Consider the following 20,615-nt stretch of genomic DNA (forward strand, 5'->3'; position numbering starts at 1 on the left):
CGGAGCGTGAGGCATGCGGATTCGCGACATCCTTCGGCGGAAGGGAGACACGGTGGCAACGGTTCGACCCGACGCCACCGTGAGGCAACTGCTCGCCATCCTGGCGGAGCACAACATCGGGGCGGTGGTGGTCTCGCCCGACGGCGCGTCCATCTCCGGCATCGTCTCCGAGCGCGACGTGGTGCGCCGGCTGCACGACCGCGGCGCGGGGCTGCTCGACCGGCCCGTGTCCGACATCATGACCGCGGAGGTCCGCAGCTGCGCGCCCGGCGACCGGGTGGAGGACCTGCGCCTCACCATGACCGAGCACCGGTTCCGGCACGTGCCCGTCGTCGAGGACGGCCGGCTCGCCGGGATCGTCAGCATCGGCGACGTCGTGAAGAGCGCCATCGACGAACTGGAGAGCGAGCGCGAGCACCTCGTCGGCTACATCCAGCGCGCGCCCTGACGCACCAGCCGGGTCAGACGTAGGCCGGGAGGGGACGGGCGGCGGGGGCCGCCTGGACCTCCCGGTAGGCCAGGGCCAGCCGCTCGACGGCCGTGCGCAGCGTCTCCGGCGGCAGCACGTACGGCAGCCGGACGTAGTCCTCCAGGACGCCGTCCGCGCCGAACACCGGCCCGGTGACGACCCGGACGCCGAGCCGCTCGGCCGCCTCGGCCAGCGCGGTGGCGACCGGCGCGCCGATCCTCGTCCACAGTGACATGCCGCCGTCCGGCAGCCGGAACTCCCAGCCGGGCAGCAGCTCGCGCAGCGCCGCGGCGAGCGCGTCCCGGCCGCGCAGGAGGCTCCGCGCCCGCTCGGCGCGGACCTCCTCCACCCGCAGCAGCAGTTCCTGGACGATCAGCTGGTCGACCACCGGGCTGGCCATGTCGAAGGGCTCGCGGGTCAGCACGATGCGGCGGGCGAGCGGCGCGGTCGTGCGGATCCAGCCGATGCGCAGCCCGCCCCACAGCAGCTTCGACGCCGACCCGATCGTGATGACGCGCCCGCCGCCGTCGCAGGCGGCGAGCGGCGCCTCGCGAGGGGCCGCGATGTCGTGGGCGAGGTCGGCGAACGTCTCGTCGGCGACGAGGAACGCGTCGGCGCGCCGCGCGGCGTCGGCGAGCGCCGCCCGGTCGTCCGCGGCCATCAGGTGTCCGGTCGGGTTCTGGAAGTCGGGGATCGTGTAGGCCATCCGGACGGCCGCCTGCCGCATCGCGCCCGCGGCGAGCTCGACGTCCCAGCCCTCGTTGACGCCGACCGGGACGAGCCGGGCGCCGCGGCGGCGCAGCGCACCGAGCGCGTGCGGGTAGGTGGGGCGCTCCACCAGCACGGCGTCGCCCGCTTCCACGAGCAGCTGTGTCAGCAGCGTGAACGCGTGCTGCGCGCCGGTGGTGACGACGATCTGGTCGGCGCGCGTCGGGACGCCGCGCGCCGCGTACCCGTCGGCGATGACCTGCCGCAGGCTCGCCAGCCCGGCGGGCTCGTAGCCGGGTCCGGAACTGTATCGGGGCAGTTCCGCGACGGCGGCGGCGACCGCCTCGTCGAAGATCGCGGGGGCGCCGGGGGTGGCGCAGCCGAGGTCGATGAAGGACCCGTCGTCCGGCACCGGGTACGCCTTGCCGAACCGGCCGCCGGGCGGGGCGGTGCGCCGCTCCTCCGCCGACATCCGCACCGGGGGCAGCGCCGTCCAGCTTCCCGCGCCCTGCCTGCTCTCGATGTAGCCCTCGTCGCGGAGCCGGTCGTAGGCGGCCGTCACCGTGGTGCGGCTGAGGCCGAGGGCCCCGGCGAGGTCCCGTTCGGCGGGCAGCCGGGTGCGCAGAGAGAGCCGCCCGTCCAGGACGAGGGCGCGCACGGCCCGGGCCAGCGAGGCGTAGACAGGGCGCTCCCGTGACACGTCCCCCAGCAGCCGGGCCAGGTGCGGGCCGCTCACATAACGGTTGCTCATACAAGCCACTTTCGCATGATTGGCCCTACAAGTGCCAGTCCACTTTCCTCCAAGATGGCATGAAAGATGGCCACTCATGATTCGGGGAGCGGATAATGGCCTTGATGGCACGGCGGCTCGTGCAGCTCTACGCTGGATTGGCCTTGTACGGGCTCGGGATCGCCCTCCAGGTGTCGTCCGGCCTCGGCAACGACCCGTGGGACGTCTTCCACCAGGGCCTCTCCCGCCGCTTCGGCCTCTCGATCGGCGCGTGGATCATCATCGCGGGCGCGGTCGTGATGCTCGCGTGGATCCCGCTGCGGCAGCGGCCCGGAATCGGGACGATCAGCAACGTCGTCCTCGTCGGCGTCTTCGCCGACCTGTTCCTGTGGCTGCTGCCCGCCCCCGACGCGCTCGCGGCGCGCTGGGCGTACCTGGTCGCCGGGGTGGTCGCCGGCGGCGTCGCGACCGGCTGCTACATCGGCGCGGGCCTCGGCCCCGGCCCGCGCGACGGCCTGATGACCGGGCTCGCCGCGCGGGGCCGCTCGATCCGCGCGGTCCGGACCGGGATCGAGCTGACCGTGCTCGCCGCCGGCTGGCTGCTCGGCGGGACCGTCGGCATCGGGACGCTCCTGTACGCGGTCGCGATCGGCCCGCTGGCGCACGTCTTCCTGCCGATGCTGGCGATCAGGCCCCCGGCCGCCGAACCGCAACCGGCGACGGAACCGGCACCGGCGCCCGCCGGAGTGTAGCCGCGTCGATCAGGCGGCTTCTCTCGGGCGGCTTCTATCAGGCGGCTTCTATCGGGTCAGGAGGCGGACGGCCTGCTCGGCGACGGCCGCGAGGAGCGGGGCGGCGTCCGCCTTCAGCTCGTCCAGGGAGCGGGGGCCGTCGGCGAGGCTGAACGCCGCAGTGAGGCCGAGCGCGTGCAGTTCGTCCAGCGGGCCTGCCACGCTTCCGGCCAGGGCGACGCACGGGACGCCGCGATCCCGCGCGAGGGCGGCGACGACGGAGACGACCTTGCCGGCCGCGCTCTGCCCGTCCACCCGGCCCTCGCCGGTGACGACCAGGTCGGCGCCGGCGAGGGCGGAGGGGAGCCCGACGGCCTCGGCGACGAGGAGTGCGCCGCCGGCCGGCTCGGCGCCCAGCGCCCCCACGAGACCGCCGCAGGTGCCGCCCGCGGCGCCCGCGCCCGGCAGGTCGTGGACGCGGGCGCCGCCGGCGGCGGCCAGGACGTCCGCGAAGACGGTGAGGGCGGCGTCCAGTTCGGCGACCTGGCCCGGCGACGCGCCCTTCTGCGGGCCGAACACGGCGGCGGCGCCATCGGGCCCGACGAGCGGGTTGGAGACGTCGCAGGCGACCCGGAACCGGGTCGCGCGGACCGCGTCCGGCACCCCGGAGCCGTCGATCGAGGCGAGCCGGGCGAGGGCCGCGCCGCCGGGCGGGAGCTCCTCCCCCGCGGCGTCCAGGAAGCGGACACCGAGGGCGCGCAGCAGACCCGAGCCTCCGTCGGTGCTGGCGCTGCCGCCGATGCACACGAGCACGTCGCGGGCGCCGCGCCGGACCGCGTCCGCGATCAGCTCGCCGGTGCCGGTGGTGGCGGCGTTCATCGGGTCGGGCGGGACGTCCTCGACCAGCGGCAGCCCGGACGCGGCGGCCAGTTCCACCACCGCGGACCGCCCGTCGCCGGACAGGGCGTACCGGGCCTCGACCGGGCGTCCCAGCGGGTCGGTGGCGGCGACCTCCACCGGGGCCCCGGCGCGGGCGCGCAGGAAGCAGTCGAGGGTGCCCTCGCCGCCGTCCGCCATCGGCACGGCGACCACCTCGGCGCGCGGCGCGGCCCGGCGAACGCCCTCCGCCACGGCGGCGCACGCCTCAGCCGCGGACAGGCCGCCCTTGAACGAGTCGGGCGCGACGACGACCCGCATCGTCACCGCCGCCTCGGCACGGCCCCCGGGCCCCCGCTGGGCGGCGCGGGATGAACCTCGCTCCGCCGCGGTCATCCGTCACCGCTCGGCGGCCAGCGTGGCGAGGACGGAGGCGAACTCCTCCGGCAGCACCATCGTGTCGTCCTCGTAGCGGGTCTCCAGGTAGGTCAGCTCACCGGCGCGCCACCAGTACAGGTGCGGGCTGAGCGAGCCCGGCCCCTCCTCGTAGGCGCGGTGGGCCTGCGCCTGGAGCTCGGTCGCCGCCGCCACGGCCGCACGGTAGCGCGCCCTGGGGTGCCCTTCGGCGATGCGGAGCGGGTGGGCGACGATGAGGCTGCGGTTGGGCGCGATGACGAGCGCCCCGTACGGGCCGATCGGCAGGTACTCCTCCAGCCACGCCAGGTGGGTCACCGCGTAGAACGTCCAGCCGTGCAGGACGGAGACGCGGACGCCGCCGAGGTCCTGCTCGTCCAGTTGCAGGGGCCCGTCGGCGCGGACGTTGGCGCGGCCGAGCATGAACAGCGCGTCGCCGGAGACCGGCCAGCCGCCCATCTCCTCGGTCGTGACGGTCCGCACGGTGGTGGGCGTGTCGACGACCACGGCCTCGATCAGGCCCGGCGCGAACGGCCGGGCCGCGAGGACGCCGTTGTCGGCCTCCGCCGGATAGATCCGGGTGCGCAGCAGGTGCTGGGCGAGGTCGAAGTCGCTGAGGTCCAGCGGCTCCTCGATCGCGGTCACGATCGTGGTGACGTGGTCGGAGACCAGGGCCGGCCAGTCGTCGCGCGGCACGAGCCGGGCGAGCTGCCGCAGGTCGCGCAGGCTGACGTGCAGCCGCGTGGCGCCCTCCAGCAGCATCACCTCGCCGGGCACGCGGGTGCAGCGGTAGCCGAGGCTCTCGGCGACCAGTACGAGCAGCGAGTCGAGGGTCCCGTCGTCCCACGATTCGGGACGGGCATGGCGGCCGCTCATCGCGCACCTCCCGGGGGCGCTTCGAGGGTGAGCGCGCCGGGTTCCGGCACGGCGGGGTGCGGATCTGCGGGGTCGGGTGAGGCGGTCAGCACCGCGGGGGCGCCGAGTTCGAGGGTCAGCTGGCGCGGGCCGTGCCCGGCCGGGACGCCGGCGAGCACCGGGACGCCGAGCGGGCCGAGCCGGGCGGCGAACACCGAGTCGAGCTCCGCCGGTTCGCCGCAGTCCCGCCAGGAGCCGAGCGCCACCCCGGCCGCGCCGTCGAACCAGCCGGCCTGCAGGAGCTGGACGAGCATCCGGTCGATCCGGTAGGGCGCCTCGGTGACGTCCTCCAGGAACACGACGCGGCCCTCGGCGGGCGGCGGGGCGTACGGGGTGCCGAGCAAGGCCGTGAGGAGCGAGAGGGTGCCGCCGGTGAGGGGGCCCTCCGCGCGTCCCGGCCGGAGGACGTGCGTTCCGGGCAGGGTCACCCGGCCGCCGAAGAGGGCGGCGCGCAGGGCGGCGACGGTGTCACCGTCGGGTTCGTCCTCCGCGAGGACGCCGGCGGGCATGGGACCGAAGGACGTCGTGACTCCTAGGCGCGTTCCAAAAGCCGTGTGCAGGGCGGTGATGTCACTGGAGCCGTGCAGGATCTTCGAGCCGCCGGACGCGTCCGTCGCGGCGCCGAGGGCGTCCCAGTCGAGGTGGTCCAGGACGCGGGTGGCCCCGTAGCCGCCCCGCGCGCAGATCACCGCGCGGACGCGGGGGTCGCACCAGGCGGCCTGCAGGTCGGCGGCCCGGTCGGCGTCGCTTCCGGCGAGACAGTGCCAGCCGTCACGCGGCCCGTCACCACGCGGCCGGTCACCACGGGGCCCATCCTCGCGGGCGGGCGCGCCGAGGTGGGCGCGGTCGAGGGCGTGCTCTCCGAGGACGGCGTCAAGGCCGAGGCCGCGCAGGGCGGCGCAGCCAGCCCGCAGCCGGGCGGGCTCGGCGGGCCCGCTGGGCGCGACCACCGCCACCCGGTCCCCCGGCCGCAGCCGCCGGTACCTGCGGGTCGTCCGGGACCGGCCGCCGGGCACGCCGACGGCGAGCGCGGCCGACGGCCCGCCGGCCGTCCGCGCGCGGGCGCCCCCGCTCTTCAACCCGATCCCTCCTCGCACCGCGACGGATAGAGCTTGTCAGGCTCCGGTCGCCAGTGGAAGAGGCGCCCGGTCACGACCCGCCAACAGATCATCGCCCCGTGCCGAGCGCGAGGCCGGCGAGGCGCGGCAGCGTCTCGCCGATCGGCCGTCGCAGGACCGCGTCGGCCAACCCATCGTACGGGGTCTCCTCCGCGTTGATGATCACCAGCCTGGCGCCGGCGTCGATAGCCTCCAGGCACAGCCCGGCGGCGGGCTGCACGGTCAGCGAGGTGCCGACGGCCAGGAACAGCTCGCAGGCGCGGGCGGCGGCGATCGCCGCGTCCAGGACGTCGGCGTCCAGGGCCTGCCCGAAGGAGATCGTCGCGGACTTCTGGACGCCGCCGCACCCGGCGCAGGGCGGGTCGTCCTCGCCGCCGTCGACGCGGGCGAGGATCTCGGGCATGGGGGTCCGCAGCTCGCAGGACAGGCAGACGGCGTGCCGCACCGTGCCGTGGATCTCGATGACCTTCGCCTCGGACGATCCGGCGCGCTGGTGCAGGCCGTCGACGTTCTGGGTGATCAGCGCGCGCAGCCGGCCGGCCCGCTCCAGTTCGACGAGGGCCGCGTGCGCGGCGTTGGGCTCGGCGTCCCAGACGGGGTCGTCGCGGCGGGACCGCCAGGCGCGGCGCCGCACCTCCGGGTCGGCGAGGTAGGCGCCGATCGTGGACATCGCCTCCGCCGAGGGGTCCCTGGTCCAGACGCCCTGCGGGCCGCGGAAGTCGGGGATCCCGCTGTCGGTGGATATCCCGGCGCCGGTCAGCACGGTGATCGACTCGACCTCGGGCAGGAACTCGGCGAGCGTCGGGGAGGCGTCCACCCTCACATGGTAGGCGGCGTGGCGCGATGCGCCCGGAGGTCCGCGCCCGTCCCGGTTAACGGATGGGTATCGGGCGGGCCCTTACGCAGGGTCACGCACCGCCCCGGCGCCAAAAGGTGACAAACTTGGCCCCGTATGAGGTCGACGCCGCACATCCTGGTGATCAACGGCACCAAGGTCCGCCGCCCGGTGTTCATCCTGGGGGCTCCGCACTCGGGCGCGGAGCTGCTCGCGCGCGCGGTCAAGCGGTCCCCCGGCTTCCACCTGACCACCGGCCGGCCCGGCGTCCTGCGCGTCACGTACGCGTTCGCGCGGCAGCCGTCGATCGCGACCGAGCGCGGCGCGGGCGCGGCGCGGGTGCTGCGGGACGCCTTCGCGGAGGCCTGGCAGATCTCGGGCCGGGCCTGCGCGCAGTGCCCGGACGAGTGCCGCGAGCTGGCCGGGCTGGCGCCGCGACCGCCCGTCCCGCCCGGCGGCACGGCGCCCGACGGCGACCCGCCGGCGCCGTGCGTGGACGCGCGGGGGCTCGCCCGGTTCGCCGACGCCTCCCCCGACCTGATCTACAGCGCCGACGTGCTGCTGGACGCCTTCCCCGACGCCCAGCTCGTCCAGGTGATCCGGGACGGCCGGGACGTCGTCGCCGACATGCTGGACGACGAGCGCTGCCTCGCCTGGTTCAAACCGGGCCTGGCCAACCTCGACACCGTGTTCCCGAACCCGTTCCTCGGCGTCGAGGACCACACGGACCGCATCCGGTGGCCGCGCGCGGCTCCCGCGGTGAAGTGCGCGCTGCGCTGGCGGGGGTCGGTGCGGCTCAGCGCGAAGCTCCGCCGGCAGGTTCCCGAGGAGCAGTTGCTCACCGTCCGTTTCGAGGAACTGGTGGCGAAGCCGCGCACCGTCGCCGCCGGCCTGGCGGAGTACCTCGACGCGCGGATCCCGAGGTCGGCGCTGTCGGGCCTGGTCAGGGCGGGCGAGGCGAGCGACGGCGGGGCCGGCTCGTGGCGCGACCGGCTCACCCCGCGGCAGGCCGCCCAGGTCGAGAAGGTCGCCGGCACCGAGCTGCGGCGGCTCGGCTACCGCACCGGCCCGGAGGCCTGAGCGGCTACTCGGCGCCCAGCGGCTCGGTCGCGCGCCCCTCGTCGGGCCCCTGACCCCACAGCTCGTCCCGCTGGTGGGAGAACTGCGTGCGGTACAGCTCGGCGTACAGGCCGCCCTCCAGCAGCAGCTCCTCGTGCCGGCCGCGCTCGGCGACCCGGCCGCCCTCGATCACGAGGATCTGGTCGGCCTCCCGGATCGTGGACAGCCGATGCGCGATCACCAGCGACGTCCGGCCGGACAGGGCGGTGCGCAGCGCCCGCTGGACGGCCGCCTCGGACTCGGAGTCCAGGTGCGCGGTCGCCTCGTCCAGCACGACGACGGACGGCGCCTTCAGCAGCAGCCGCGCGATCGCGAGGCGCTGCTTCTCGCCGCCCGACAGCCGGTAGCCGCGGTCGCCGACGACGGTGTCCAGGCCGTCGGGCATGTCGGCGACGAGATCGCCGATGTGCGCGGCCTCCACGGCCGCGAGGATCTCCTCGTCGGTGGCGTCCGGCCGGGCGTAGCGCATGTTCTCCCGGATCGAGTCGTGGAACAGGTGCGCGTCCTGGCTGACCACGCCGACCGCGGCGCGCAGGGACTCCAGGGTCACCTCGCGCACGTCGGCGCCGCCGACGCGGACCGCGCCGCCGGACACGTCGTACAGGCGCGACACCAGGTGCGTGATCGTCGACTTGCCCGCGCCGGACGGCCCGACGAGCGCGACGAGCTGCCCCGGCTCGGCCCGGAAGTCGACGTCGTGCAGGACCTCCCGGCCGGGCGCGGTGTCGGTCCGGGCGATCGACTCCAGCGAGGCCAGCGACACCTCGTCCGCCGACGGGTAGGCGAACCGGACGTGGTCGAACTCCACCGACGGCGCCTTCACGGTGGACGGCCCGGCGCCGTTCCCGGACGGCGCGCGCTTCTCGGCCAGCGTCCGGGCGTCCTCGCGGTCGCGGATCAGCGGCTTGAGGTCGAGCACCTCGAAGACCCGGTCGAAGCTGACGAGCGCGGTCATCACGTCCACGTGGACGTTCGACAGCGCGGTCAGCGGCCCGTACATGCGGGTCAGCAGGGTGGCGAGCGCGACGAGCGTGCCGAGCTGGAGGGTGTCGTCCACGACGAGGTAGCCGCCGACGCCGTAGACCATGGCGGTGGCGAGCGCCGCCACCAGCGTCAGCGCGGTGAAGAAGACCCGCCCGTACATGGCGGCGACGATGCCGACGTCGCGGACGCGGGCGGCGCGGCCGGAGAAGTTCTGCTCCTCCTCGGCGGGCCGCCCGTACAGCTTGGCGAGCATCGCGCCGGCGACGTTGAACCGCTCGGTCATCAGCGAGCCCATCTCGGCGTCCAGCACCATCTGCTCGCGGCTGACGCGCTGGAGGCGCTTGCCGACCCACTTGGCAGGCAGGATGAAGATCGGTAGCAGTAGCAGCGCGATCAGCGTGACCTGCCACGAGAGGATCAGCATCGTGACCAGCACCAGGATCAGGCTGATCACGTTGGAGACCACCGACGACAGCGTGGTCGTGAGGGCGCGCTGCGCGCCGATGACGTCGTTGTTGAGGCGGCTGACGAGCGAGCCCGTCTGCGCCCGCATGAAGAACGCGACGGGCTGCCGCTGGACGTGCGCGAAGACCTGGCTGCGCAGGTCGTAGATGAGGCCCTCGCCGATGCGCGCCGAGTACCAGCGCTGCACGAGGCCGAGCACCGCCTCCAGCACCGCGAGCCCCGCGACGGCGGCTGCGAGCCAGATCACGACGCCCTGCCGGCCCGGCACGATGCCGCTGTCGATGATCGACTTCAGCAGCAGCGGATTCGCGACGACGATCAGCGCGGCCAGCGAGTTGAGCGCGAGGAAGATCACCAGCTCGCGCATGTAGGGACGGGCATACCCGGCGATCCGCCCGACGGTGCCGGGCTTGAGCTTCTGCTGGGTGACGGAGCTGTCCTTGCGGAACGAGGCCATCACCTGCCAGCCGTTGCCCGGCATTCCCGGCATTCCCACATTCGCCTCCGTCACCTCGGCGTAATCAAGTAAGCATCTCAGTATCCGGCCCGCACAACGCCGCCGCGCCCGGCCGGGCTTCCCGGCTCCGCTCACGGCGTAACCGCCTCTGGACAAGGCGCGGCGCCGGTGCGACCGTGATCGACATCCCCAGGCTCACACCCCCCGGGAGCCCCGAATGAGACGACACCTTCCCGGCGGCGCCGGCGTGATCACCCTCACCGCCGCACTGCTCGCCACGACCGCGCTTCCCGCGGCGGCCCTCCCCGCGAGGGAGGCCGCGGGCGACGCCCCGCGCGTCACGGTGCGCAACGGCGAGACGCAGCCGGTGTTCTCCCGCGCCGACGCCGTCACCCAGATCGTCAACATCGAGACCACGGCCGACAGCGACCGCGACGGCGTGCGGGACCGGGTGCAGATGCGGATCATGCGCCCCAAGGAGACCGACACCGCCAGCCTCAAGGTACCGACGATCCTGGAACCCAGCCCGTACTGGGCCGGGATCAACGACGTCCCCAACCACCCGGTCGACATGGGAGACGCCCGGCGCGGCGCCCTGACGACGACGCGGCGGAACCTCGCCGAGTTCTTCCCCGGGTACTACGACAACTACTTCCTGCCGCGCGGGTACGCGGTCGCCGACCTCGACAGCATCGGGACGGGCGGCTCGACCGGCTGCCCCACGTCCGGGGACCGCAGCGAGCAGGCGGGCGCCAAGGCGGCGGTGGACTGGCTGAACGGCCGCGCCCGCGGCTGGGCGCCGGACGGCACGCCGGTGCGGGCGACCTGGTCCACCGGGAACGTCGGCATGATCGGCCAGTCCTACGACGGGACGCTGCCGAACATGGCGGCCGCGACGGGCGTCGAGGGCCTGAAGGCCATCGTCCCGATCGCCGGGATCTCCAGCTGGTACGACTACTACCGCGCGGGCGGCGGCGTGGTCGCGCCCGGCGGCTACCAGGGCGAGGACCTCGACGTCCTGGCCAAGGCGGTGCTGACCCGCCGGAACCCCGAGGTCTGCGCGAAGGTCATCGACGAGATCGAGGCGACCCAGGACCGCGAGACCGGCGACTACTCCAAGGTCTGGGCCGAGCGCGACTACGTGGGCGATGCGCGGAAGGTGCGCGCCGCCGTCATGGTCGTGCACGGGCTCAACGACTGGAACGTCAAGATCAAGAACTCGGTGCAGTGGTGGAGCGCGCTGAAGCGGGCGGGCGTCCCGCTGAAGCTGTGGCTGCACCAGGGCAACCACTCGACGCCGTTCAGCTGGCGGGTCGAGGAGTGGCTGCGGCAGACCCTGCACTGGTTCGACCGCTACCTCTACGGCATCCGCAACGGGATCGAGCACGAGCCGCGGGTCGACGTCCAGCACGCGGACGGGACGTGGGAGACCGCGCGCGACTGGCCGGTCCCCGGCACCCGCACCGTCCCGGTGAGCCTGAACGCCGGGCCGTCCGGGCAGCCGGGCACCCTTGGCCTCCTGCCCCGGCCGGGCACGGCCGAGTCGTTCGTGGACGCGGGCGGGACCCGCACCGCCGAGCAGCTCCTCACCGGCGAGGACCACGCCGACCCGAACCGGCTCGCCTACCTGACCGGGCCGCTGCCCGGGGCCATCCGGGTGAACGGCATCTCCTCGGTCTCGCTGCGGGCCTCGCTCGACGGCCCGTCCCCGTACCTGACGGCGCTCCTGGTCGACTACGGCACCGGCACCCGTCCGACCGGCGCCCGGGTCAGCACGGGCGAGCAGGTCTGCTACGGGGAGGGCGTGCCGGGTGACACGGGCTGCACGATCCGGCAGGCGCTGCAGACCGAGACCGCCCCCTACAAGATCATCACCCGGGGTTGGCTGGACGTCCGCAACCGGCGCGACTTCGGCCGCACCGAGCCGATCACGGCCGGGAAGACCTACACGTTCCGGTGGGACCTCGAACCCACCGACTACGTGGTGGAGGCCGGCCACCGGCTCGGCGTGATCCTGCTGTCGACCGACTACGACTACACGCTGCGCTACCCCGCCGGGACGGAGGTCACGGTGCGGCCCGGCGCCGGCAAGGTGCTGCTGCCGCTTGCGCGCGGCGGCCGGGAGTCGCTGGAGTAGCCCCGCCAGGGCGGGCCGGGCGTTCCGGCCCGCCCTCCGGGGTCACTTGCCGAACAGCTGGCGGAGGCGGCCGATCTGCTCGCGGCGCTCGGCGGCGCACTGCTGCTCGAGCGTGTTCTCGGCGGCCTCCCACAGCAGCCGCTTGGTCGCGACGGCCGCGCCCGGGTTCACCGCGAGCAGCGACGCCACGAGGTCGCCGACGGCGCCGTCCAGGCCGTCGCGCGGGACGACGATCTCGGCGAGGCCGAGCCGGGCGGCCTCGTCGGCGTGGACGGTCCGCGCCGTCAGGCACAGCTCCAGCGCCCGCCCGATGCCGATGATCTCCACCAGCGGCTTGGTGCCGGTCAGGTCGGGGACGAGCCCGAGCGCGGGCTCCTTCATGCAGAACTTGACGTCGTCGGCGGCCACCCTGATGTCGCAGGCCAGCGCGAGCTGGAAGCCGCCGCCGATCGCGTGCCCGTGCACGGCCGCGACCGTGACGATGTCGGGGCGCCGCAGCCAGGTGTAGCCCTCCTGCAGCTCCGCGATGAAGCGGTCGGTGGCCTCGGCGTCCGAGCCGTCGGTGAAGCCTTCGCCCTCACCGGAGAACATGCCGAGGTCGATGCCCGCCGAGAAGCACGGGCCCTCGCCCCGCAGGACGACGACGCGCACGTCCGACGGAAGGGAGCGGCCGATCGCGGCGAGCCCGCGCCATGTGTCGAACGTCATGGCGTTGCGCCGCTCGGGCCGGTTCAGGGTGACGGTCGCGACGGCGCCGTCCACGTCCAGCCGGAGCCCGGCCTTCTCCAGGCCGGCGTCCGCCCTGGCCGTTTCCGGCCGTCCCGTCGTTGTCGCGTCCCCCACTGGTCTTCCTTTCGATGAGCGTGCCCCGCGCCGGACACGGCACGGGCATGGCGGGCCCGCCCCGCCGTCCACGGGGCGGGACCCGCTCGCCCGGTCCGCCGCCGCGACCGAACCCTACTCGGCCGGTCGCGGCGCCGGATCAGACGGTGCGCTCATCCGGGGGCAGGTGTCCGGTCAGGACTTCTTGCCCCGGGTCGCGCCGCCGCGACCGCGCAGGTTGACGCCGGACTCGGTCAGAATCCGGTGGATGAAACCGTACGAACGGCCGGTGGCGGCTGCCAGGGCGCGGATGCTCTCGCCGGAGTCGTACCTCTTCTTCAGGTCCGCCGCCAGCTTGTCGCGCTCGGCACCGGTCACGCGGGTGCCCTTCTTAAGGGTCTCGGCCACGAGTACCTCCCGTAGTGATGTGGTGACCGCTGCGTTATCCCCCGCCATGATCAGTCATTCCCGGCTGTTCGGCTACCCACTCGGCCAGAAAAGATCTGCGGAAGTCACCTCGCAGGTCACGCGAGCGCCACCAGATCGGCAAACTCGTCACTCCAGATGTCTTCCACACCATCGGGCAGCAAAATCACTCTTTCCGGTGCGAGCGCCTCCACCGCCCCCTCGTCGTGGGTCACCAGGACGATGGCTCCGGCGAACGTCCGCAGGGCGCCGAGGATCTCCTCCCGGCTGGCCGGGTCGAGGTTGTTGGTGGGCTCGTCCAGCAGCAGGACGTTCGCGCTCGACACCACGAGCATCGCCAGCGCCAGCCGGGTCTTCTCGCCGCCGGACAGGACCCCGGCGGGCTTGTCGACGTCGTCGCCGGAGAACAGGAACGAGCCGAGGATCTTGCGGACCTCGACCGGCGCCATGCCGGGCGCGGCGGACTGCATGTTCTCCAGGACGGACCGGCCGACGTCCAGGGTCTCGTGCTCCTGGGCGTAGTAGCCGATCCGCAGGCCGTGACCGGCCACCACCGAGCCGGTGTCGGGCTCGTCGACGCCGCCCAGCAGGCGCAGCAGCGTGGTCTTGCCGGCGCCGTTCAGGCCGAGGACGACGACCCGGCTGCCCCGGTCGACGGCCAGGTCCACGTCGGTGAAAATCTCCAAAGATCCGTACGATTTCGACAAACCCTCCGCGGTGAGGGGGGTCTTGCCGCACGGAGCCGGGTCCGGGAAGCGGATCTTGGCCACCTTGTCGGCCTGCCGCTCGCCCTCGACGCCGGACAGCAGCTGCCTGGCGCGCCGGTCCATCTGCTGGGCCGCCTTCGCCTTGGTCGCCTTCGCGCGCATCTTGTCGGCCTGCGACAGCAGCGCGGACGCCTGCCGGTGCGCGTTGGCCGACTCGCGCTTGCGGCGCCGCTCGTCGGTCTCCCGCTGGTCGAGGTACTTCTTCCAGCCGACGTTGTAGATGTCGATCACGCTGCGGTTGGCGTCCAGGTGGAAGACCCGGTTGACGACCGCGTCCAGCAGCTCCACGTCGTGGCTGATCACGACCAGGCCGCCCTGGTGGCCCTTCAGGAAGTCGCGGAGCCAGACGATCGAGTCGGCGTCCAGGTGGTTGGTCGGCTCGTCCAGCAGCAGGGTGTCGGCGCCGGAGAACAGGATGCGCGCCAGCTCGACCCGGCGCCGCTGGCCGCCCGACAGCGTGCCGAGGGGCTGGGCCATCACCCGGTCCGGCAGGCCGAGGCTGGAGGCGATCGACGCCGCCTCCGCCTCCGCGCTGTAGCCGCCGAGGACGTGCAGGCGCTCCTCGAGGCGCCCGTAGCGGCGGACGGCCTTGTCCCGGTCGGCGCCCGTCGCGGTCGCCATGGCGTCCTCGGCGGCGCGCAGCTTGCGGATCACCTCGTCCAGCCCGCGGGCCGACAGGATCCTGTCGCGGGCCAGCTCGTCGAGGTCGACGCCGCGCGGGTCCTGCGGCAGGTAGCCGATCGTGCCGGAGGACGTCACGGCGCCCTGCGCGGGCAGCGCCTCCCCGGCCAGCACCTTGGTGAGGGTGGTCTTGCCGGCGCCGTTGCGCCCGACGAAGCCGACCCGGTCGCCGGGGTTGACCCGGAACGTGGCGGCCTCGATCAGCAGCCGGGACCCGGCGCGCAGCTCGATGTCTTTAGCGATGATCACAGTGACAGGGCTCCCCTGACGGACGGCTCGGTGGACAGGCGCACGAAACGGCGCGCCGCGCGGTCCATCGACCGTGGGCGCGCCGGACGCACTGTCAGTTCGGGAGCGGAACCATCCGAACAGTGTACGTGACCGCGGGCCGCGCCCGGCCATGCCGATTCGGGGCGGCGGCGAGGTGTGAACGCCGCCGCGGGGGCCAGGATGGGAGGTGGCGGGCGTGCGACGGGACGACAGCGGGGCTGCGGTCCCAGCACGAAGGAGTGTGAGTCGGATGACCCAAGTCACGAGCAACGTGCCGGACGGGACGCCCAACTGGCTCGACATCGGGGTCCCCGACCTCGACCGGGCCAAGACGTTCTACGGGACGCTCCTCGGCTGGCAGTTCGAGGACGCGGGAGCCGAGGCGGGCCACTACAACCTGTGCATGCTGCGCGGCGAGCCCGTCGCCGGGATGATGCTGAACCCGGACGACCAGCCCGACGTGTACTGGTGGAGCGTCTACTTCGCCGCCGACGACTGCGACGGGCTCGCCAAGCGCGCCACGGACGCGGGCGGGGAGGTCGTCGTCCCGGCCATGGACGTCATGGACCAGGGCCGCATGGCCTTCCTCAAGGACTCGCAGGGAGGGCAGTTCGGCCTCTGGCAGGGCCGCGCCCACCCCGGTTCGCGGATCGTCAACGCCCCCGGCTCGTTCGTCTGGAACGAGCTGGCCACGCCCGACCCCGCGGCCGCCGGCGAGTTCTACCGGGCGGTGTTCGGCTTCGAGCTGGAGCCGATGCCGGGCGGCATGGACTACATCGTCCTGCGGCGGGCGGGCGACGGACGCTACATCGGCGGGATCCGCGGCGGGGGCGGCATCGTCCTCGGCGGCGGCGGCGCCCCCGTCCCGGCCTGGGCGACCTACTTCTCGGTCGACGACGCCGACGCGGCGGTCCGCAAGGTCCGGGCGGGCGGCGGCACGATCGACTCCGAGCCGGCCGACAGCCCCTACGGCCGGTCCGCCGCCGTCCGCGACCCGTTCGGGGTGCCCTTCCACGTGATGAAGCCGGCGCCCGAACCCGGGTCATGACCGGTCCGGGGGCCCGGGGCGTCCGGGCCCCCGGAGCTCAGCCCTGGCGCTCGGCGGCGAGCCGCTGCCCGATCGTCTGGTGGAGCCGCTGGAGCCCCGACGTGCCGACCAGCCCGATCTGGCCTTCGAGGTCGCGCAGCAGGACGTCCTCGTTCATCACGGCCTCCGACGACTGCATCAGCACGGTGCCCTTGCCGGTGAAGTCGAACTGGTGCTCCTCGCCGGACTGGCCGCCGATCCCGAACACCATCCGGGCGGCGCCGAACGTACCGCGCATGTAGGAGTGGTCGTAGTGGTGGCAGGGCGACGGGCAGTCGGCCCAGCCGAGCAGCGCCTGCGGGTCGATCCTGATCGGCGGCTCGACGAAGTGGACCGGCCCGTTGGAGGCCGCCACGAACCGCCCGGTGCCGATCAGCGTGAGGAACCCGGGGATGATCGACTGCTTCAGCTCGAGGCCGGGCTCGAACGCGAGCAGGTTCCCGGCCCGGACCGTGAGGTTCCCGTCCTCCAGGTCGAAGGAGTTGACGTCGAAGCCGCGGTCGGCGAGGACGAGCTTGCCCTGCCCCTGCGCGACGATCCAGTCCTGCGCGTAGAGCGGGGAGTTGAAGGTGTGCGCGACGAGGGAGTCCAGCGGCCCCGCCGACAGCGCCTCGAACCTGATCTGCCCGTAGTAGGCGATCATCTTGCCCTTCTGCGCGAACCACTGCCCGTTGAGGTCGACGCTGAAGGCGTACGGGTTGACGTTGTCGTTGGACGGAAGCGTGTAGGGGTTCCAGGTCTGCGTGCCGAACGTGCTCACGGGTCAGATCTTCCTCTCGCTGGCCTGGACGTAGACGACGCCGGAGCCGCTCAGCTCCAGTTGGAAGCCCTCGCCGGAACCGCGTCCGATCAGGTCGCGCACGCCCACCGCCGTCGTCAGCTTGTTCTGCACCTGGCCGCGGTGGGCCACGTACGCCTGGGGGTCGACGTGCACGGGACGCTGGGGGGTGATCGGCAACTCCAGCACGCCGCCGTGCGACAGCAGCGCGCACGAGCCGTGCCCGGTGAGCGTCGTGGTGAACAGGCCCTGCCCGGTGACCGCGCCGCGCACGATGCCGCGCACGCCGCCCTGCTCGCCCATGAACATCGTCCCGACCTGCAGGGTCGCGTCATGGACGAGGAGCCGGTCGGCCTCGGCGTACAGGGTGTCGGCGCCGTTCAGCTCGACGACGGTGACGTGCAGCCCACGCTGCCCGAACAGGACGCTGCCCTGCCCGGTCACGTGCATCATCGCGCTGCGCTCGCCGGCGACGGCGCGCCCGATGGCGCCGCCGACGCCCTGTCCGGCCGTGGTGGACGGCGCGAACGACACCGGCCCGGTGTAGCCGAGCATCGCGCCGCGCCTGCTGTAGACCTCCTGCCCGGGCCCGATCGGCACGTGGAGCATCTTGGAGTTGATCGACTGGTACCCGGGCATCAGATCTCCAGAATTCCGCCGCGCTCGGCCGGCTGGACGTAGACCAGCCCGTGCCCCTGATACCGGAACTGCACGCTCTCCCCTGATCCCTGGCCGATCACCGTCCGCCAGTTGACGTCGGTGACCACGTCCTGCTGGAGCCGCCCGTGATGGCAGACGTAGGCGTGGGGGTCGACGCACAGCGGTGTCTGCGGCGTCACCTCCAGCGCGATGGCCGGCCCCTCGGACAGGATCGCGACCGTCCCGTGCCCGTCCACCTTCGTGGTGGCGAGGCCCTGGCCGGTGCCCATGCCCCGCAGCCCCACGAACTGGACGCCGGTCTGCAGGTTCCCGTCGAGGGCCAGCAGGCTCTCCGACTCGACGAACAGGGTGTCGCCGGTGAGCTGCACGAGCGTGACCTCCGTCGCCTCGCTCGCCAGGTAGACCGTCCCCTGCCCGGTGACCTCCATGAGGGTGATGCCCTCGCCCGCGATCCTCCGCTTGAGGGCGCCCCGCAGCCCCTCGCCGCCCGTCATGCCCTGCCGCTTGAACGCCATCTGGCCCTCGTAGGCGACCATGGACCCGTTCAGCGCCCTGATCGTCTCGCCCGCTAGGTCGACGGCGAGCATCTTCGACCCGTTCATTCGAAATTGCGCCACGAAGCGAGAAGATACCGCCCGGCGCGTTGCCGGTCCCGCTCACGCGCACATCGGGAAGGATGAGCACCATGTGGATCGCTCCCGAACGCCGCAGTCTCAGCCGGTGGGCCGTGCCAGGGCTCGTCCTCTGCGCCGGTGTGGTGGTCGGGGCCGTGCTGGCCGCCGAAGGACGGTCCGGGACGGCCCTCATCGCGCTGGCCGCGCTCGCCGGGTACGCGGGCTGCCTCGCCTACCGGCGCAACGAGCCGGCGCTGCCGGTCAGCGACGGGTTCGGCTCCGGCACCCGGGCCCGCGCGCACCTGCGCGCCGCCGCGATGACCGGGGACGTGCTGACCGTCGCGGTGGTCGGAGGGCTCGTCGTCCAGGCGCTGCGCGGTTCCGACATCACCGCCTACGCGTGGCTCGCGGCCGTCGCCGGCGTGACCTACCTGCTGTCCGCCCTCGCCGGGACCCGGAGCCTCTGAACTGCGCGAACCATGAGGTGCCTTCTCCGGCAAGGGGGTGGCATCGGCCCTGGTCCCGGGCCCGGCAGCGCCAGGGGCCGGTCCCGTACTGAGGTGATGTCGCGCTGAGACCGCCTCTGCGGCGTCAGCGCGCGTCGAGCGGCTTCTCGTCCGGATCACGCCGGGAAAGTCCGGTGGCGAGCGTTTCCTGCGCGAGAATGGCCGCCTGGACGCGGCTGGCCAGCCCCAGTTTGCCCAGGATGCGGCTGACGTGCGTCTTGGTGGTCGTCTCCGCCATGACGAGGCGGGCCGCTATCTGCGCGTTCGACATGCCCTCGCCCAGGCACGCGAACACCTCGCGCTCGCGCGGCGTCAACTCGTCCAGGGCGGGCGACCGCTCCGGGGCCGCCGGACGGGACGCGAACGCGCCGATCAGCCGCCGCGTGACCCCCGGGGCGATGACGCCGTCGCCCGCGGCGACCGTCCGGACGGCGTCCACGAGCCGGTCGGCGTCCACGTCCTTCAGCAGGAAGCCCGCGGCGCCGGCCCGCAGCGCGCCGAACACGTACTCGTCCATGTCGAACGTGGTCAGGACCAGGACGTCGGTGAACCCGGTGATCTCCCGGGTCGCGCTGATGCCGTCCAGGCGGGGCATGCGGACGTCCATGAGCACCACGTCGGGGCGCAGCTCGCGGGCCAGTTCGACCGCCCGTGCCCCGTCCGCGGCCTCGCCGACGACCCGGACGTCCGGCGCGCCGCGCAGGATCAGCACCAGGCCGGCCCGCACCGCCGCCTGGTCGTCGGCGACCAGCACCTCGATCATGGCGCCCTCTCCACGTGGTCGAGTTCGGTGTGGCCGGGTTCGGTGCGGCCGGATTCCGTGCGGTCGAGCTCGGTGTGGTCGACCGGCAGTTCGGCGTGCACCCGCCACCGGCCGCCGTCCGGCCCCGCGTCGAACTCGCCGGCCAGCATCGTCGCGCGCTCGCGCATCCCGACCAGGCCGGTGCCGCTGCCCGGCAGCCGCGCCCCCTCCCGGCCGAGCGGGCTCAGCACGTCGATCACCAGCCGCCGGCCGTACTCGACCCGGACCTCGGCGCGGCCCGGCCCACCGTGCTTGAGCGCGTTGGTCAGCGACTCCTGGACGATCCGGTACGCGGCCAGCTCCACCGCCGCCGGCAGCTCCGACGGCTCGCCCGCGATCTCCAGGCCCGCCGACAGATCCGGCCGCCCGGTGTGCCGGACGAGCCGGTCCAGCTCGGCGAGCCGCGGCCGGGCGGCCGGGTCCTCGCCGCCGTCGCGCAGCAGCCCGATCATCCGCCGCATCTCGGCCAGGCCCAGCACGCTGTTCTCCCGGATGACCTCCATGGCGCGCTCGATCTCGTCCCGGCCGAGGTCGGGCACCCGCAGCAGGGCCGAGGAGTGCAGCGCCACCGCGCTGAGATGGTTGGCGATCACATCGTGCAGCTCGCGGGCCATCCGGGCCCGCTCGGCGTTCACCGCGGCGCGCCGGTCCAGCTCCGCCAGCCGCGCCACCTGCTCGGCCCGCTCCCGCTCGGCCTCGGCCCGGCGCCGCTCCGCCTCGGCCCGGAACCGGTGCTCGCGGACGGCCATCGCGGTCAGCACCGGGGCCACCCAGACCAGCCCGGCGACCGCGCCCGCGACCACGCCGGCACCGGCGCCCCGCAGCGCGATCCCGGCGCCGGCCGCCACCCCCAGCGAGGCGAGCACGGTCGCCCCGAGGAGCCACTCCGCCGTCCGCCGCCGCCCGTACACGCTCGCCGCGTACAGGGCGTCACCGTAGATCATCGCGGTCGCGATGCTCGGCCCGAACGCCACGTCGACGAAGTTGAACGGGGTCGCCAGCGCCAGCCCGGTGAGCGGCGCGGTCCTCCGCAGCAGCATCGTCGCGCACAGTCCGAGCAGCGGGACGAGCCGCACCCAGCGCGAGGGGTCCCAGTCCGGCGACCATGTCGAGTAGCCGTGCGCCGCGAGCATCAGCAGCCCGCCGGCCAGCGCCGCCACGACGATCAGCGCGTCCTGGCGCGTGGTCGGCCGTCGGATCAGGTGCACGGGTCCATCTCAGCATCCCGGACGCCATGCCTCCTC

The 20,615-nt window shown here is 73.8% G+C and carries 20 protein-coding genes; 6 read left to right on the plus strand and 14 right to left on the minus strand.

Annotation, left to right across the window (positions count from 1 at the left end):
* Positions 1 to 13: 13 nt before the first annotated feature.
* Positions 14 to 448 carry a CBS domain-containing protein gene (locus SM418_RS13330; RefSeq protein ID WP_371942202.1) on the plus strand — a complete coding sequence of 145 codons (435 nt, stop codon included), beginning with the start codon at positions 14 to 16 and terminating at the stop codon, positions 446 to 448.
* A 13-nt stretch (positions 449 to 461) separates the two neighbouring features.
* Here SM418_RS13330 and yczR read toward each other — a convergent pair whose 3' ends face one another.
* Positions 462 to 1,928, minus strand: a complete 1,467-nt coding sequence (yczR, locus tag SM418_RS13335; RefSeq protein WP_371942203.1) for a MocR-like transcription factor YczR — start codon at positions 1,926 to 1,928, stop codon at positions 462 to 464.
* A gap of 95 nt (positions 1,929 to 2,023) precedes the next feature.
* Between yczR and yczE the strand changes: the two genes are divergently transcribed.
* Entirely contained in the window at positions 2,024 to 2,659 is a 636-nt protein-coding gene (yczE, locus tag SM418_RS13340) for a membrane protein YczE (RefSeq protein WP_371942204.1), read from the plus strand.
* A gap of 48 nt (positions 2,660 to 2,707) precedes the next feature.
* Here yczE and SM418_RS13345 read toward each other — a convergent pair whose 3' ends face one another.
* The 4 genes from SM418_RS13345 to SM418_RS13360 all read right to left on the minus strand — a co-directional run bounded on the left by SM418_RS13345 (position 2,708) and on the right by SM418_RS13360 (position 6,778).
* Complete coding sequence (locus tag SM418_RS13345; RefSeq protein WP_371942205.1) at positions 2,708 to 3,910, minus strand: glycerate kinase; 1,203 nt, start codon at positions 3,908 to 3,910, stop codon at positions 2,708 to 2,710.
* 3 nt (positions 3,911 to 3,913) lie between these two features.
* The gene (locus SM418_RS13350) at positions 3,914 to 4,804 is read right to left on the minus strand and encodes a hypothetical protein (RefSeq protein WP_371942206.1); all 891 of its coding nucleotides are present in this window, start codon (positions 4,802 to 4,804) and stop codon (positions 3,914 to 3,916) included.
* Positions 4,801 to 5,922, minus strand: a complete 1,122-nt coding sequence (locus SM418_RS13355) for a S66 peptidase family protein (RefSeq protein WP_371942207.1) — start codon at positions 5,920 to 5,922, stop codon at positions 4,801 to 4,803. The genes SM418_RS13350 and SM418_RS13355 overlap by 4 nt, the downstream gene beginning before the upstream one ends.
* An 88-nt stretch (positions 5,923 to 6,010) precedes the next feature.
* Positions 6,011 to 6,778, minus strand: a complete 768-nt coding sequence (locus SM418_RS13360) for an SIR2 family NAD-dependent protein deacylase (RefSeq protein WP_371942208.1) — start codon at positions 6,776 to 6,778, stop codon at positions 6,011 to 6,013.
* A gap of 135 nt (positions 6,779 to 6,913) precedes the next feature.
* Here SM418_RS13360 and SM418_RS13365 point away from each other — a divergent pair, with 135 nt between their 5' ends.
* A complete protein-coding gene (locus SM418_RS13365) occupies positions 6,914 to 7,876 on the plus strand; it encodes a sulfotransferase family protein (RefSeq protein WP_371942209.1) in 963 nt (320 codons plus the stop codon).
* Positions 7,877 to 7,880: 4 nt separating this feature from the next.
* On the opposite strand, the gene SM418_RS13370 is transcribed toward SM418_RS13365, so the two are convergent.
* A complete protein-coding gene (locus SM418_RS13370) occupies positions 7,881 to 9,854 on the minus strand; it encodes an ABC transporter ATP-binding protein (protein WP_371942267.1) in 1,974 nt (657 codons plus the stop codon).
* A 184-nt stretch (positions 9,855 to 10,038) separates the two neighbouring features.
* On the opposite strand from SM418_RS13370, the gene SM418_RS13375 reads away from it, so the two are divergent.
* Positions 10,039 to 11,958 (plus strand): Xaa-Pro dipeptidyl-peptidase, encoded by a 1,920-nt coding sequence (locus SM418_RS13375; protein ID WP_371942210.1) that lies wholly within the window; start codon positions 10,039 to 10,041, stop codon positions 11,956 to 11,958.
* Positions 11,959 to 12,000: 42 nt separating this feature from the next.
* On the opposite strand, the gene SM418_RS13380 is transcribed toward SM418_RS13375, so the two are convergent.
* From SM418_RS13380 to abc-f, 3 genes are all read right to left on the minus strand, one after another.
* A complete protein-coding gene (locus tag SM418_RS13380) occupies positions 12,001 to 12,801 on the minus strand; it encodes an enoyl-CoA hydratase/isomerase family protein (RefSeq protein WP_371942211.1) in 801 nt (266 codons plus the stop codon).
* 174 nt (positions 12,802 to 12,975) lie between these two features.
* Complete coding sequence (locus SM418_RS13385) at positions 12,976 to 13,188, minus strand: helix-turn-helix domain-containing protein (RefSeq protein WP_021596738.1); 213 nt, start codon at positions 13,186 to 13,188, stop codon at positions 12,976 to 12,978.
* A 116-nt stretch (positions 13,189 to 13,304) separates the two neighbouring features.
* A complete protein-coding gene (abc-f, locus tag SM418_RS13390; protein WP_371942212.1) occupies positions 13,305 to 14,903 on the minus strand; it encodes a ribosomal protection-like ABC-F family protein in 1,599 nt (532 codons plus the stop codon).
* A 271-nt stretch (positions 14,904 to 15,174) separates the two neighbouring features.
* On the opposite strand from abc-f, the gene SM418_RS13395 reads away from it, so the two are divergent.
* Entirely contained in the window at positions 15,175 to 15,972 is a 798-nt protein-coding gene (locus tag SM418_RS13395; RefSeq protein ID WP_371942213.1) for a VOC family protein, read from the plus strand.
* A 37-nt stretch (positions 15,973 to 16,009) separates the two neighbouring features.
* Here SM418_RS13395 and SM418_RS13400 read toward each other — a convergent pair whose 3' ends face one another.
* Genes SM418_RS13400 through SM418_RS13410 form a run of 3 tightly spaced genes read right to left on the minus strand, consistent with a single transcriptional unit; the run spans position 16,010 to position 18,066 of the window.
* Positions 16,010 to 16,771 (minus strand): AIM24 family protein, encoded by a 762-nt coding sequence (locus tag SM418_RS13400; protein ID WP_371942214.1) that lies wholly within the window; start codon positions 16,769 to 16,771, stop codon positions 16,010 to 16,012.
* A 3-nt stretch (positions 16,772 to 16,774) separates the two neighbouring features.
* Positions 16,775 to 17,428 carry an AIM24 family protein gene (locus SM418_RS13405; RefSeq protein ID WP_371942215.1) on the minus strand — a complete coding sequence of 218 codons (654 nt, stop codon included), beginning with the start codon at positions 17,426 to 17,428 and terminating at the stop codon, positions 16,775 to 16,777.
* On the minus strand, positions 17,428 to 18,066 hold the full coding sequence (locus tag SM418_RS13410; protein WP_371942216.1) for an AIM24 family protein: 639 nt from the start codon (positions 18,064 to 18,066) through the stop codon (positions 17,428 to 17,430). Before SM418_RS13410 ends, SM418_RS13405 begins: the two co-directional genes overlap by 1 nt.
* Positions 18,067 to 18,134: 68 nt before the next feature.
* Between SM418_RS13410 and SM418_RS13415 the strand changes: the two genes are divergently transcribed.
* Positions 18,135 to 18,530: an ABC transporter permease gene (locus SM418_RS13415; protein WP_371942217.1), complete on the plus strand. Its 396-nt coding sequence runs from the start codon at positions 18,135 to 18,137 to the stop codon at positions 18,528 to 18,530.
* Between the two features lie 124 nt (positions 18,531 to 18,654).
* Here SM418_RS13415 and SM418_RS13420 read toward each other — a convergent pair whose 3' ends face one another.
* Positions 18,655 to 19,332 (minus strand): response regulator, encoded by a 678-nt coding sequence (locus SM418_RS13420; RefSeq protein WP_371942218.1) that lies wholly within the window; start codon positions 19,330 to 19,332, stop codon positions 18,655 to 18,657.
* Positions 19,329 to 20,579 (minus strand): sensor histidine kinase, encoded by a 1,251-nt coding sequence (locus tag SM418_RS13425; protein WP_371942219.1) that lies wholly within the window; start codon positions 20,577 to 20,579, stop codon positions 19,329 to 19,331. Before SM418_RS13425 ends, SM418_RS13420 begins: the two co-directional genes overlap by 4 nt.
* Positions 20,580 to 20,615: the final 36 nt, after the last annotated feature.

It is taken from the genome of Actinomadura chokoriensis, from assembly GCF_041463665.1.
GTDB classification, from domain to species: Bacteria; Actinomycetota; Actinomycetes; order Streptosporangiales; family Streptosporangiaceae; genus Spirillospora; species Spirillospora chokoriensis_A.